Origin of the sequence: Brevibacillus sp. SIMBA_040 (genome assembly GCF_046535075.1) — a bacterium.
Taxonomy (GTDB): domain Bacteria; phylum Bacillota; class Bacilli; order Brevibacillales; family Brevibacillaceae; genus Brevibacillus.
In genome coordinates, this window is the sequence record NZ_JAWRXI010000002.1 from 184,345 (window position 1) to 198,096 (window position 13,752).

The 13,752-nt window shown below is 46.4% G+C and carries 15 protein-coding genes; 2 read left to right on the forward strand and 13 right to left on the reverse strand.

What is annotated here, in order from left to right; genetic code table 11:
• Positions 1-57: 57 nt before the first annotated feature.
• The gene (locus SB752_RS03795; RefSeq protein WP_410714405.1) at positions 58-1,041 is read right to left on the reverse strand and encodes an NAD(P)H-quinone oxidoreductase; all 984 of its coding nucleotides are present in this window, start codon (positions 1,039-1,041) and stop codon (positions 58-60) included.
• A 214-nt stretch (positions 1,042-1,255) separates the two neighbouring features.
• Between SB752_RS03795 and SB752_RS03800 the strand changes: the two genes are divergently transcribed.
• Positions 1,256-2,485, forward strand: a complete 1,230-nt coding sequence (locus SB752_RS03800; RefSeq protein ID WP_410714406.1) for an MFS transporter — start codon at positions 1,256-1,258, stop codon at positions 2,483-2,485.
• A gap of 221 nt (positions 2,486-2,706) precedes the next feature.
• Entirely contained in the window at positions 2,707-3,816 is a 1,110-nt protein-coding gene (locus SB752_RS03805; RefSeq protein WP_410714407.1) for a hypothetical protein, read from the forward strand.
• 111 nt (positions 3,817-3,927) lie between these two features.
• Here the strand turns inward: SB752_RS03805 and SB752_RS03810 are convergent, their stop codons facing one another.
• The 12 genes from SB752_RS03810 to SB752_RS03865 all read right to left on the reverse strand — a co-directional run bounded on the left by SB752_RS03810 (position 3,928) and on the right by SB752_RS03865 (position 13,741).
• Entirely contained in the window at positions 3,928-4,287 is a 360-nt protein-coding gene (locus SB752_RS03810; RefSeq protein WP_410714408.1) for a cupin domain-containing protein, read from the reverse strand.
• A 124-nt stretch (positions 4,288-4,411) separates the two neighbouring features.
• Positions 4,412-4,957: a GNAT family N-acetyltransferase gene (locus tag SB752_RS03815; RefSeq protein WP_410714409.1), complete on the reverse strand. Its 546-nt coding sequence runs from the start codon at positions 4,955-4,957 to the stop codon at positions 4,412-4,414.
• A gap of 6 nt (positions 4,958-4,963) precedes the next feature.
• Positions 4,964-5,590, reverse strand: coding sequence for a LysE family translocator (locus tag SB752_RS03820; RefSeq protein WP_410714410.1), 627 nt, complete (start codon positions 5,588-5,590; stop codon positions 4,964-4,966).
• Positions 5,591-5,670: 80 nt separating this feature from the next.
• Positions 5,671-7,833 carry a protein translocase subunit SecD gene (gene secD, locus SB752_RS03825; RefSeq protein ID WP_410714411.1) on the reverse strand — a complete coding sequence of 721 codons (2,163 nt, stop codon included), beginning with the start codon at positions 7,831-7,833 and terminating at the stop codon, positions 5,671-5,673.
• 29 nt (positions 7,834-7,862) lie between these two features.
• Positions 7,863-8,207: a hypothetical protein gene (locus tag SB752_RS03830; RefSeq protein WP_410714412.1), complete on the reverse strand. Its 345-nt coding sequence runs from the start codon at positions 8,205-8,207 to the stop codon at positions 7,863-7,865.
• A 163-nt stretch (positions 8,208-8,370) separates the two neighbouring features.
• Positions 8,371-8,787, reverse strand: coding sequence for a VOC family protein (locus SB752_RS03835; RefSeq protein WP_410714413.1), 417 nt, complete (start codon positions 8,785-8,787; stop codon positions 8,371-8,373).
• 110 nt (positions 8,788-8,897) lie between these two features.
• Positions 8,898-9,491: a TVP38/TMEM64 family protein gene (locus tag SB752_RS03840; protein ID WP_410714414.1), complete on the reverse strand. Its 594-nt coding sequence runs from the start codon at positions 9,489-9,491 to the stop codon at positions 8,898-8,900.
• A 132-nt stretch (positions 9,492-9,623) separates the two neighbouring features.
• On the reverse strand, positions 9,624-10,115 hold the full coding sequence (locus tag SB752_RS03845) for a GyrI-like domain-containing protein (RefSeq protein ID WP_410714415.1): 492 nt from the start codon (positions 10,113-10,115) through the stop codon (positions 9,624-9,626).
• Between the two features lie 65 nt (positions 10,116-10,180).
• Positions 10,181-11,131 carry a helix-turn-helix transcriptional regulator gene (locus SB752_RS03850; protein WP_410714416.1) on the reverse strand — a complete coding sequence of 317 codons (951 nt, stop codon included), beginning with the start codon at positions 11,129-11,131 and terminating at the stop codon, positions 10,181-10,183.
• A 107-nt stretch (positions 11,132-11,238) separates the two neighbouring features.
• Positions 11,239-11,448, reverse strand: coding sequence for a hypothetical protein (locus tag SB752_RS03855; protein ID WP_410714417.1), 210 nt, complete (start codon positions 11,446-11,448; stop codon positions 11,239-11,241).
• Positions 11,449-11,531: 83 nt separating this feature from the next.
• Complete coding sequence (gene eutC, locus SB752_RS03860; protein ID WP_410714418.1) at positions 11,532-12,359, reverse strand: ethanolamine ammonia-lyase subunit EutC; 828 nt, start codon at positions 12,357-12,359, stop codon at positions 11,532-11,534.
• A 20-nt stretch (positions 12,360-12,379) separates the two neighbouring features.
• Positions 12,380-13,741 (reverse strand): ethanolamine ammonia-lyase subunit EutB, encoded by a 1,362-nt coding sequence (locus SB752_RS03865; RefSeq protein WP_410714419.1) that lies wholly within the window; start codon positions 13,739-13,741, stop codon positions 12,380-12,382.
• Positions 13,742-13,752 lie beyond the last annotated feature (11 nt).

Below are 13,752 nucleotides of genomic sequence, written 5' to 3' on the forward strand. Positions count from 1 at the left end.
AAAGGAACGCACTTTCACTTGGCTGCTGGAGGGGATTTTTCATATTGCGTTTGCGGGTTACTCGATGCGAAAGACCAGCTTTCCTACATTCTGATTTTCTTCCATGCGGACATGAGCAAGGGCTATTTCTTCAAGTGGATAGATTCGGTCGATGATCGGCTTGATCTCACCAGAAGCAAGCAGAGGTAAAATATGTTTCGCAAAATCCCCGCTTAATTGTGCTTTGTACTCATCACTGCGTGGAGTTAGCAATGTGCCCGTTACTTGTAGTCTTTTCCCCATGAGCGTCATCAGGTCGATCGGTTCCGCTTCTCTGCCACCCAGGATGCCAATCAGGACAATGCGCCCATCTATGCTGGCGCTCGCAATATTCTTTTTCCAGTAGGACGCCCCGATAAAATCGAGTATCAGATTCACGCCTTGGCCATTCGTAATCCTCGCTACCTCTTCTTCAAATGCTGTCGATTTGTAATTGATCGCATAATCTGCCCCTAGCTCCTTGCAAAAAGCAGCTTTGTCGTCTGAGCCAACCGTCACGATAACAGTTGCCTTCGCTACCCTTTTTGCCAATTGGATTGCAGCGGTTCCTACACCACTGGCTCCTGCATGAATTAGTACCGTTTCCTCTTCCTGTAGCTTTCCAATCCAAAACAATGTTTGATAGGCGGTCAAAAAAACCTCCGGAATCGCTGCCGCTTCCACAAAGCTGAGTGTCTCTGGTATCGCCATAGCGCGATTGGCAGGCATGACCGCATATTCGGCATACCCTCCAGTGACAAGGCCCATTACCTTGTCTCCGCATTTCCAGTCCGTGACACCCTTCCCCACCTGCTCGACGATCCCTGCGACTTCTACGCCTAATTGAGCCGTAGCTTTTTTGAATTCGGAGGCCCCTCCTTGTCTTGCGAGAATGTCCATTCGGTTAATCGCACCTGCTTGTACTCGGATCAGAATTTCATCATCTCCTGCGAGAGGCGAAGGAATATGCACTAACTTGAGCATCTCTGGACCGCCTGGTTTATCCACCACGATAGCTTTCATCGGAAGAAAACCTCCTTTTTATAGGATCAAAATTCAATCAGCATGATAGCATTTTTAACCAATTTAACAGAAAAATCAATACGTCAAGGTTTTCCCTTATTTCTTTTTTGCAATAGTGCGATCATATTTCTTTATTGGTCACCTTTTAGAACCAGTGCTAGAATGATCCATATGAATATCCCTGCTTTTTAACTGCAAAGGTTGTGACAGAAATATGGATTTTTCTTGGAAACGTAATCTCATCGTACTTTGGGTTGGAGTCTTTTTCTGTAGTACCGCCTACTCTATTTCCATACCATTCCTGCCGATTTTCCTGCACACAACACTCGGTGTCAATGAGCATTTGGAGGCATGGTCTGGTATCTCTTTCGGCATTACCTTTTTGGCGAGTGCCCTGATTTCTCCTTATTGGGGATCACTGGCAGATAAATACGGTCGTAAACCGATGCTGATTCGGTCTGGATTTAGTTTGGCTCTGTTGTATTTTTTGACTTACTTTATCACAGATCCTTATTTGTTTATTGTATTGCGCATTTTCCAGGGTCTGCTCGCAGGATACGTACCTGCTGCGATTGCACTCGTCGCGACAAATACACCTGAAAAGGATGTCGGCTATGCACTGGGGGTCATGGCGACCGCAGGAGCCACAGGCGGTATCGTCGGCCCGCTGGTCGGTGGTGTAGTCAGTCATATTTTCGGAAATGCAGAAGCTTTTTTGTTCTCCGGCGTGGTTGTTCTGGTTGCTGCTATGATTGCTACTTTCTTCGTCAAAGAAACTAACATGAATCGCTCAGGTGTACGCTCCAATGTGCGGGAGGATTTACGTTCGGCGGTAGCCAATCGTCCTCTCATGTCCATTCTCGGTCTAAGCCTGATCGTTACTGTTTCCGTGATGCTGCTCGAGCCGTTGCTCACTGTCTACGTCCTGCAACTAGGCGCCTCTCAGAGTGAAGCATCGCTTAGTGCCGGTATCATTTTCGCCGCAGTAGGAATCGCAACTGTGATTGCCGCCCCGCAATGGGGAAAGCTCGGTACCAGAGTTGGTTACGCAAAGATTCTTTTCGTGGGCTTGCTTGGCGGTGCCTTGGGAAATCTGCTGCAATTTTTCTTCACCAATTTGTACGGCTTCGGGATCTTGCGCTTTATGTACGGGCTATTTTTTGCAGCTGTGTATCCATCTATCAACGCTATGATTGTCAAGGTATCCGAGCCGGAGTTTCGTGGCCGAGCTTTTAGCCTCAATCAATCAGCAACACAGCTTGCCACCATGCTTGGACCTGTCCTCGGCGGAGTTTTGGGTGGGCTCATTCCGATTCGCGTCGTATTTATTATCAACGGGATTGCACTACTCGCGACAGCGATCCTCATTCACTATAAAAAGCCAGGTCCTGCCAGCCAAAATGTGAAGCAACCAGTTAACGACCCACAGCTGGCTACCAAGTAAACATTCTTTTGAGAAGCTCTCCGTGAGCAACTACTGCGATCCGCGTCGTAGTAGTTGCCCTCCTCGGGGAGTTTTTTCTTTTCCTTTTCGTTTCCTGTCTTAATCCTATCCTTCAGAATGTTTAGCAAATCACCGATAATGGGTAATAAGTAATAGATGACATACGTAAATTGGCACAAATCACAGTGATCAATGAACCGTGACGATGTAGGAGGATTATCTTGGCCAAAAAGAATGAAGCAAAAAGCGAGCTAGGGAAATTCCTAGCTGTAATCGGAACTGTACTTGGAGTAGCTGGGGGCTCTATCTTTTTGTTGAATCAGGTTGTATTTGACTCCAAACACGCTCTCCCTGTGAAAACGACAGCTCCCAAAGACACAACGAGGGAAAGTAGTACAGAAGCACCCCCTATTCTAGGAGAAGAATCCACACAAGAAAGCAGTGAACCACAGACGGTCTCTCCTATTAGCGAAAAGGAAAGCACAGCTATTGCAAATGCCTCTGAGCCTTTCTATGCATCGCTTCAGATGGGCGAATATGTAGCGCTATACAATCAGGATGGGACAGAGAAGCTACTGTCTTTTGACATGACAAAAGAAGAAGTGAAAACATTGCTTGGAAAGCCTAAGTCAGAAGCCTACGTGGATGGTGAAACCAGAAGCTTGTGTTACAATTATGGTCCGTTCTCCATCTTCTTCGATGAGAATGACCAATATATCAGCTACATGACTTACGAGGGAAAAAAGGAGCTGTTGGAGAAGCAGTGGTTGTCTAGTTTGACAAAAACGCTTGATACGGGAAACGTAGATTTTTATGAGTCTCCTACTGGTTATACGTCCGTAAAGGTCGACTACTATCCTGAATCAAATAATGTTGTCGTGTACATGCTAAAAAGCTACCCGCAAAATGAGCATATCGCTACGCCACAGCAAGAACAATCTCCTGTGGCACAAGCACCAGCTTCCGCCCCGGCACCTCAAGCACCAAGTTCCGCTAAAGAAGAGCAGACGAATGCCAAGGGTGGGTACGTGATGTCTCCTGGGGAAGAAATCCTTATTGAAAACGTTCAGGTGACCAATAACAGCAAAATTCACACCGCGAAATACACAATCGATGTCAATTATCACTTTGCCTACAACAGTCCAAATATGGTAAAGGTCATCACTGATCCAGAAAAAAATCTCGAACTCATGCCAGGTGAAACCGCGACGGTTCAAATCAAGGTCAAATCCAGCAAAAGTGCGCCGAAAGCAAGCTATCGTTTTATCGTATCCTTGAAGCAAGGCTGGTCAGGCCAACCACTGAAGGAGTTTACGGTCGAAGTGAAATAAAAGAAAAGAAATCCCCTCTCGTTGCATCGGTGACGAGTGGGGATTTCTTATGAATGTCATGCTAAGAGACTACATCAAATGCAGCAGAATACCGCACTTTCCCTGTATCCTCTAAATTGTCTGCAGGTCGGAAACCGTTCTTTCATTCACTTGACTTCCCGTATTGAGAGTCGTTTTTGGCTCAAGAAGCAGCACATGTACCTCTTCCTCGGCAACTGGCATGTGCTCGACCCCTTTTGGAACAATGATAAATTCACCTTCATCCAGCCAGACATCCCTGTCTCTGAACTTAATTAATAGTTTTCCTTTCACGACAAGAAACATTTCATCTTCGAGGTCATGATGATGCCAAACAAACTCTCCCTTGAGCTTCACTAGCTTTACATGTGAATCATTGATCTCCCCAGCGATTTTTGGGCTCCAGTAGTCGTGAAAAAGCGAGAATTTTTCCTGAAGATTCACTTTTTGCATGGTCCAACACCCTCTCTTTGTATGCTACGTGAAGTTTATACTTTCTAAATTCGTACACAAACCGGGAGATCCAAACGTTTCCCCCGGCTCATCTTGGCAACCATTCTTATCTTACTTGTTCATCTTACAACAGATATTCCATCTGGATATCCAACGGTTCTCTTGCAAGAATTTCTTCATTTATCTCCACCGCATAGGTGCATCCCATCCGGCGATAAAAATGCTGTGTTTCCTCTGAAGGATGAGCAGCGATATAAAGCTTCTTGGCACCTAGCTGCCTCGCTTGGTAGCAGATCTGTTGAAACAGGCTTCTCCCGAGTCCCGCTTTTCTCCATTCATTTGATACATGAATATAGGGCAGCTCGACGTATTGCCCTGCAGAGCCAAAGCGTACTCCTTCTACGTTGGCAAAACCGATCAAAGCATTTTCTACAAATGCTCCCACTACAGCCCCGCCGGAAGCGACACAGGCTTGCAAGGATGAACTGACTTGCTGCTTTTTCTGATCATCCCACTCGTCGATAAAGTGATCCTCTTTTAACAGATACTCTCCGTCTTTCTCATACCAGACGCGGGTCGTTTCTTGATAACGGTGAAAAGAAGCCAGCAGATCAGGAGTAAAGTCTGACTGCTGCAGGGTACGATAGTTAATCTTTGTGCGATCAGTCAATCGTCATCACCTCTGTTGAAGGGCTACTTTTAATCCCAAAATGATATAAACGGAGCCGACTATTTTGCCACTCCAACGTCCCAGCCAAGAGATCCGCTTAACCACATGTCCCAACGGACGAATACTCAGAGCGATCAAGGTCGTATAACCGAAGCCCAAAATGACGAAAATCAATCCCAGCACGAGAAATTGCATCACCGATGCTCCTAGCTCCGGGTGCACAAACTGAGGCAAAAACGCCAGGAAAAATAAAGCGGTCTTTGGATTGAGTACCTCGGCGACAATGGCTTGACCGTACGATTTTAACGGTGACAACGGGGCAATCTTTGGCAGCTGAGGGTCAGTTGGTTTTTCCAGCAAAGCGCGAACTCCTAAATAAACTAGGTAAACAGCGCCCGCATACTTCACGACATTAAACGCTAATGCAGAGGTCATCAAAATCGCAGAAAGACCAACTGCAGCAAAAATCGTATGAATGAAGTCACCTGTCGCAATACCCAAGCCTGCCATGATCCCTGCTTTTCGACCGCCCTGCACGGTTCTCGTAGCTGTTAGCAATACGGCTGGTCCTGGAATCAGGAACAGTCCTATTACAACCGCCAGAAAAGCACCCAATGTAGAAAAATCAATCATGATGTCTTCTTCCTCTCATTTCAACATCGACAGCAGACTTTATCATTATAGTCCTTACAGAACATTGCGACAAGTTTTCACTACTCTACTGTCTCCTTGGCTACTACAGCTTTTACTTTGCTGAATTCACGTTTTTTCAAGCTGACCCAAAGCTGAGCGGCGATGAAAATGGACGAATAGGTCCCGCTCACCAAGCCAAATATCAAAGCCAGGGAGAAATGGTACACGCCTTCACTGCCGTACATTGCAATTGCCAGAACCGTAATGAATACAGTCAGTACAGTAAAAACAGAACGACGCATGGTCTGCCACAGACTGATATTTACCAGCTCCTGCAGTTCATCAACGGTCTGCACTTTTCGATTCCGTAGATTTTCACGAATCCGGTCAAAAATCACGATCGTATCGTTGATCGAGAAGCCCACAATCGTGAAGATCGCGGCAATGAACGTCAAGTCAATCTCCAATTGAAAAACAGAGAAAAGCGCAAGCGGGACAAAAACATCGTGTAACAGGGCGACGATGCAAGCAATCCCAAACAAAAACTGAAAGCGAATCGCGATATATATGGTGATACCAATTGATGCCAGCATTACCGCCAGCGCCGCTTTCTGCACCATCTCATCCGCAATAATCGGATCAACAGTTGACTCTTGTATATTTACTTGGCTGCCATAATGCTGCTGGAGGTTTTTATGAATATTCTCCAGCTCTGTCTTATTTATCGGCTTCTCAAAAGTTGTCGTTGCCCATTCGTTATTTGTGCCAAATTTGGTTACTGGCTTGAATTTGCTATCAGGAACCTCCTGCTGGAGGATGGGACTGATTTCCGATGTCTGGAATTCTTTTCCGATAAACAGATCAAGTCTAGTTCCAGCTTTGAAATCAACACCTACATGTAAACCAAAAATGAACATCGAGCATAGTCCCAGAACCAGGATGCTTGTGGAGAACAGATAAAAGCTGCGGCGCCGTTTGACAATATCAAATCGAATGACCTCGGCATTCTCCTTCTCACGAATGTCTCTTTTAGCAACGCCAAACCATGTCGGCCTCTTGAACAGATTAGTCTTAAGAAGCCACGCGAGAAGCCAACGCGATCCGAAGACATTTGTAAACAAGCTTACAATTAACGTCATGATCAGGATGACCGAAAAGCCCTGAATAGAGCTGGAACCAAAAGCCATCAACACGAGAGCAGCAATAATCGTTGTTACATGAGAGTCAAGAATCGTAATAAACGATCGTCTTTGTCCTGTACGAAAAGCTGACAGTGCTGTTTTTTGGTTACGAAGCTCCTCTTGAATGCGCTCGTAGGTGATGATATTTGCATCAACTGCCATTCCCACTGACAGAATAAAGCCTGCGATCCCCGTCAGGGTGAGAGTGGCTTGCATCCAGGACAACATCACCAAGCAAATGTAGGTGAAAAAAATAAGTGTGAGATTGGCAATCATGCCAGGCATCCGATAAATCCACAGCATGAACAATAGCACAACGCCAAACCCTACATAGCCGGCAAATACCGTCTTATCCAGCGCCATGGCTCCTAAGCTGGCTCCGACTGAGTTCGTTTGGAGCTCAACCAGCCTCGAAGGCAATGCTCCTGAATTCAATATATCCGCGAGCTGATCTGCTTCCTCATACGAATGCTGTCCCCTGATTTGGGCATTTCCTGAGGGAATCACTTCTTCTATCACAGGATTGGTCAGCATCTCATCATCAAGGTAAATGGCTACCTTTTTGTTAAGGTTCTTTTTTGTAACGTCAGCAAATTTCTGAGGATCCGCAAATTTTAATACGATCAGCGGTCTTTTTAAATCATCAAAATCAACCGTTGCACCATTTGGCGCCAAATCACGCCCTTCCATCACCGTTATTCCTTGCTCGTCTCGAAAAGTAAGTACAGCAGGTTTTCCGATCAAGCTCCGCAGGGTTTCCTCATCCGCTACACCTGCCAGCTTGACTCGGATTCGATCTGGATTTTCGATGGTGACTTCTGGCTCTTTGACCCCCCCGATATTGACACGCTTTTCAATCATGGATGCCGTTACCTTGAGTAACTCCCTCGTAACCGCTTCTCCTTTTTGCATAGGCTCGACCTTGTACAGTATTTCAAAGCCACCCTGTAAATCCAAGCCCAAGCTGATATTTTGCGTTATTTTTGGAGTAGTGGTCATCATTAACCAGCAAGCTGCCACGACGAAAACGATAAAACTGACGATTCTGGACCATTTCTTCACTTTCTTACTCCCCATTTCATCCTTATTTTCTAGATGAAAGGAGGCAGAGCTATGTACCGTGATTCAAATTTGATCGGGAATAATAGAAAGGTTCGTTTTAAGATCGGGATGGCTGATCGGAGAAAACGTCTGATGCTAGAGCGATAGCAAACATGAAAAAACGTAAGAACGATACAAAGCAAATAAAAAATGGTAAAAAAAGAAGTGGTCTGATTATTTTCCTTGAGGAATGTAGCGTGCTCCTCAAAAGGCAGATGCTCTATGAATAAAGATTGTCCTGTGCTTGTATCTGTCTCGGTTGGTAGCTGAATCGAATTCAAGCAAAACAAGCCAATCATCATGATCAAAAGAAAAATCTTTACGAATTTAGCCATTGTATACCCTCACCTCCTACTCGAAGCCTCGGCTATGCCATTTTTTTGTTCGTTCCCCTTTTTACGAGAGCGCGTGGAAAAAGTTTCACTTTTTGGTGGAACAAAAAAACACCACCATTAAAGGCAGTGTTATCCAAGCTAACTAAACTAATCTATTTCAAGCCTAACCCTGCTCTACGACGCCCTCCTCCATATAAATCAATTCCCAGAGATGACCGTCTAAATCCTGAAAACTCCTGCCGTACATGAAGCCATGGTCAGTTGGTTCATTAGGAGTTGTTCCTCCAGCTGCTAGCGCGTTATTGACGATCTCGTCAACTTGCTCCCGGCTATCCGCAGAAAGTGCTACAATGACCTCTGTGCTTTTCGTAGCGTCGGCTATTTCCTTCTTGGTGAACGTTTTAAAGAAGCCCTCAACCAATAGCATGACAAAGATGTGATCGTTTATCACCATACATGTTGCATTGTCATCCGTAAACTGCGGATTAAATTCGAAGCCTATCTTGGAAAAAAATTCAATGGATGCTTGTAAATCCTTCACTGGTAAATTCACAAAAATTTTATCTGCCGTAACACCCACACTCGATCACCTCTACTATTGGATTGGAAGTCTAGCAATCCGATTGTACCATTTAAGAGGGATGGATTAGCAAGAATATTTTGAACGAATCAACCGAGCATTTTTCGACATTAAGTCTCTTTTTCATTCTCTTTGCCACTCCCGCCATTTTTCCAAAACAGGACCAGCACAAGCGCGCCCGCTATGAGGGCAAAGAGCAACCGGGGCTTATTTTCTTCGAAGTAGATTAAATCATGACCGACAAACGTCTCGAACACCATTGAAGGAATTTTCCCGATCGTGGTAGCGAGCAGAAAATCTCCAAAGGACAGTGTCGTAAGAGCTACCCCCAAATTAATCACACCGGATGGGATAAATGGATTCAAGCGGAGCAGTACTACTGCAAGGCATTTGCGAAATCGCGAAGAACCGTTTATTCGATGGACCCATTGGAACGACTCCATTTTTTGCAATCTCCTGCTGCTGCGAATCCCACGGCGATAGAGCAGAAAAGCTACAGCTGCCCCTGCTACCTCGCCAGTCAACGAAATCAAGAAGCCCCCGTATAGTCCAAAGACAACAGCATTGGCCCCCGATAAAAAAATCGATGGGAGAACTCCCGCAACACTGATGAGGATGTTTAAAAGAATACTCCCTGCCATCCCCAGAATCCCCCAGGAACGAATCCACTCTGCTAATCCGTCCACATTTGTCAACCAATCCATTCGTTCGTGGAACCCCTCTCTCCCGTTACAGAGAAATAATACTAGTCTGAGATTTTACTTTAAACAATTGAGCGTAAAAAAACAAACTGATATAGCCCGAAAGCTACAACAGCTTGTCTCAATCGCTGTATCTTATTCTACGGAAATGGCGATGTACACATCCACTTGTGCATGATTAGGATCAACGCAGCGCACGCCATCATACCGTTCAAAATCAGCGATAAACGTGCGTTTGTTTCCTGGCTGTTTCGACCACTCCCAAATATGAGCCCACGCTTCTTGAACGACTTCTACGATTGGACCCACGCGCGTGGTAAATACGGCGTATGTTGCTGGCGGAATGGTCGTCACAGACAATTCAGTTGGGAGCTCTCCAGCTTTTTCCACTTCCGCTCCTATCAGAAGGGAATAAGAGCCCGTTTCATCACTTTCATAGTCCGAATAGATTCCGTAAATGACTCCTGGCTCTGTTTGGTGAGGTGTGCTAGACGGAAAGCCTTCAGCATAGTACCGCTGCCAAAGCGCCCCGATCTTGGCGTTAGGCCCACATTCTGCCTCATTTGTCGTTATGATTTTTAATCCGGCGATCCGTTTTTCATCGAGTTTAACAATAGTATGGTTCATGGGATATCCACGCTCCTCGTATAAAGTTGCTTACAAGAAACAGTATACCTAGTCTACCCTGACAACTATCTGTCAACGTTTTGATCCTTTTCGTATAGAAGATGCATTTTTTTGATGGTTTCCCACATCCGCTCCCTGATGTAGGCAGGCTCGATTACAAACAGAGCATCACCGTAGCTGAGTAGCATTCCGTGCAGCCATTCGTCATCAGCCATAACGGTCCGCACCAGCAGAGAGCCATCTTCTTGCGTCTCGATTGCCTCTGGACCAAACATATCCCGCACTCGCACATGAACGGCGGGAGCAAAACGAAGCACGAGTAGCTTACGTTGCCCAGTATCCCACTCCTCCTGCCACCTCAGCTGGTCAACATCGCTTTGGTGGGGTAAAAATTCCTCGGCGAGCACCTCCCACCTATCAATCCGCGAAAGCCGAAATAGCCGATATTCCGTACGGCGTAAGCAAAAGGCGTAGACATACCAGACATATCCTTTAATGATCAACGTAATAGGTTCAATCGTTCGTTCCTCGGATTGTCCACCTATTTTCGTGTAGGCGATACGCGTGCGCACTCTACGCTCAATAGCATCCCGGAATGAGCTGACCTTTTGTGCGATAGCAGGTGTACTCCCCCACGGGTTAAAGTCATAGACGACTGGGTGCTGACTATCTGAAGCGCCGGAGGGCGTAGTGGAGAGCAGCGCATTGATTTTTTCCAGGAGGTGACCAATTTGCTTGTCCTCCGTGGAAGAGTGCACTCCCTTCAGCGCAGCAATGACCGCCACCAGCTCCGCCAGAGAAAGATACTGTCGATCAATCGTATAGCTTTCCATGATTTCATAACCGCCGCTTGCTCCTGGATACGCCACAATAGGAATACCTGCTGCGTTGATGGCATCCAAATCGCGATATATCGTGCGCAGCGATACCTCAAAATGGTCCGCTAGCTCAGGTGCGCTAAGCCTCCGCTTGTTGAGTAGCATCATGATAATTGCTAGCAATCGTTCCAGCTTCACAGTTCTCGCCTCCCCACGAGTTATTTCGAGAACAATGCAAAGAAGGAGATCTACAGCGAATCGATTCTGCTGTAAATCCCCTTCGTAATTCTTCCCATCAAAAATTGTTATACACCAGTACGTCTGCGTTGATTGTTAGGTTTTTTGTTATGCTGGCTTTTCATCGTTTGATTTTTTGCTTTTTGATTAGCAGGATTATTGGCTTGCGCTTGTGCTTGCTTTTTTTCTGCCAATTTGCGTTTCATTGCCTCTTGCAGGCTAATTTTCCCAGGCTTTTGTTCTACGGTCTCTTTTTCATTTTGATTTGGCTCCGTCATGCATAGCAACCCCTCATAAATAATGGTCTTCTCCCATGTATTCTAGAGCAAGATCAGAGGAACTACTAGCAGGGATCAACCCGTTATTTTGCACGCAGCTGCATGTATTTGACCCCGCTCGCCTGATATTTCAGAATCTCCTCTAAAAGCTCCGCCAGATAAGCCCCTGCCTCGATTGGAAGGGTCCCTCCACGATGAATATTGGAAATGACTGTACGATCTGATTCTACCGTATTCGCATCCGGTTTGTAAATCATGTAAGCACTGAGACTTTCAGCGGTAGCAAGGCCCGGCCTTTCCCCAATCAAAGAAATGACGACCTTGCAGTTGACGATCGAGGCTACCTGATCCTGGACCCATACACGTCCACGATGGATAAACACTGGTTTCCCCACACTGATATTGCGCATAGCTAGGCCCTGCAGCAGTGCAGGTAACAGGTCAGGAATGGTCGCTTCGCAGGCAGACGTACTGAGTCCGTCCGAAATAATGATTTGCACGTCCTTGCCTTTATCCGCATTCTGTTCCAGCCAACGCACTGACTCATCGGAAAGCACGCGTCCGGAGTCCAGATTCATCAAGTAGTCGGACATGTCAGTGGCTTTTGTGTGCAGAGCTGGCAGCTGTAATGTTTCAAGCAGTGTTGGGCTAATTGTTTTCATGACGGCATCCTGAGCGGCAGCCTGGTCAATCCGAAATTGTAAGTAACTACCTGTCTTCATACGAGTGCCGGCGCGTCCGATTCCGATCCTGGCAGGTGTACGATTCATCGCACGCTCCAAAGCCTCCGGATTGTTCGGCTTCTCTACTCCTCGTTGTTTCTCTTCTGGAAATTGAATTACGTCTTGATCTTTCCGGGTAAGCTCCTCCAGTACGCGTTGGACCAGGTCATCCAAATTAATCTGCTTCATTGTGCTTGCCCCCATTCTCGCTAGTCAAATATCGTTAAATCTCCAGCCCGCTCTGTCAATCGACCATTTTCCATAATCCCCATTTTTTCCAGCCATTTCTCAAATTCACGCAGTGGTCGCATACCGAGCAGCTCACGATAGCTAGCGTCGTCATGAAAGCTCGTATCCTGATAGCTCAGCATGACATCGTCTCCCCCCGGCACTCCCATGTAAAAATTTGCGCCCGCGAGCGTGGTCAACATACCGGCAATTTCCTGATCGTTTTGGTCGGCATGCATGTGATTGGTGTAGGTAGGCGCAATTCCCATTGGCAGTCCATGCAATTTGCCCATAAACAAGTCCTCCAAATCTGCACGGATCATCTGTCTGCCATCGTACAGCGTCTCAGGTCCGATAAAGCCAGAGACGTTATTGACCATAAACGGCTTCCAGTGACGGCAAAAACCGTACGTACGCGCCTCCAACGTTTGCATATCGACACCCTCGTGGGATTCCAGGGATACCTCTGAGCCCTGGCCCGTTTCAAAGTACATGACGTTCGGTCCTGTAGCTGTCCCTTTGCGCAGCATCAGCTCCATCGCTTCGTCCAAAATCTCCTTGCTGACCCCAAAGGCATCATTCGCACGTTGAGAGCCTGCCAAACTTTGGAACATCAAGGAAATGGGTGCTCCACCTCGCAGTGCCTGCATTTGTGTTGTGATATGTGCAAGTACACAATTTTGCGTCGGAATTTGCCAGTGCTGCATGAAATCATGTGTCATCTTCAGCAGCTTGGTTACGCTTTCAACGGAGTCATTATTAGGATTAATCCCGATAACAGCATCTCCTGAGCCATAAGACAGTCCTTCTTTAATCGAAGCCAGGATGCCTTCTGGATCATCGATCGGATGGTTTGGCTGACAACGGAAAGCGAGTCGTCCCGGTTCCCCGATCAGTGTGTTGCAATAAGCCTGGTGCCGCATTTTTTGCGAAGCCATGACGAGGTCAATACTCGACATAAGCTTGGCGGTTGCGGCAATCATCTCACTTGTGAGCCCTCTGCCGATCCGAGTCAACTCAGGCATTCCAGTCGAAAAGGAAAGGATGTACTCGCGAAGCTCGCCGACTGTCCAATTTTTAATTTCCTCGTAAACCGAAAGATTCATATCGTCGTAAATAGTGCGTGTCACTTCGTCTTTTTCATAAGGAATAACCGGGTTTTCATAAATATCTGAGAGGCGCATTTCACTCAAAACAACCTTTGCTGCCATGCGCTCCAGTGCGGACTCTGCTGCCAGCTTGCTCATGCGATCTCCAGACTTCTCTTCGCTCGCTTTTGCCAACACTTCTCGTACGGACCCAAACTGATATGTTTGCTTACGTATCACACATGCCAACTTCATATTCAGCTTCA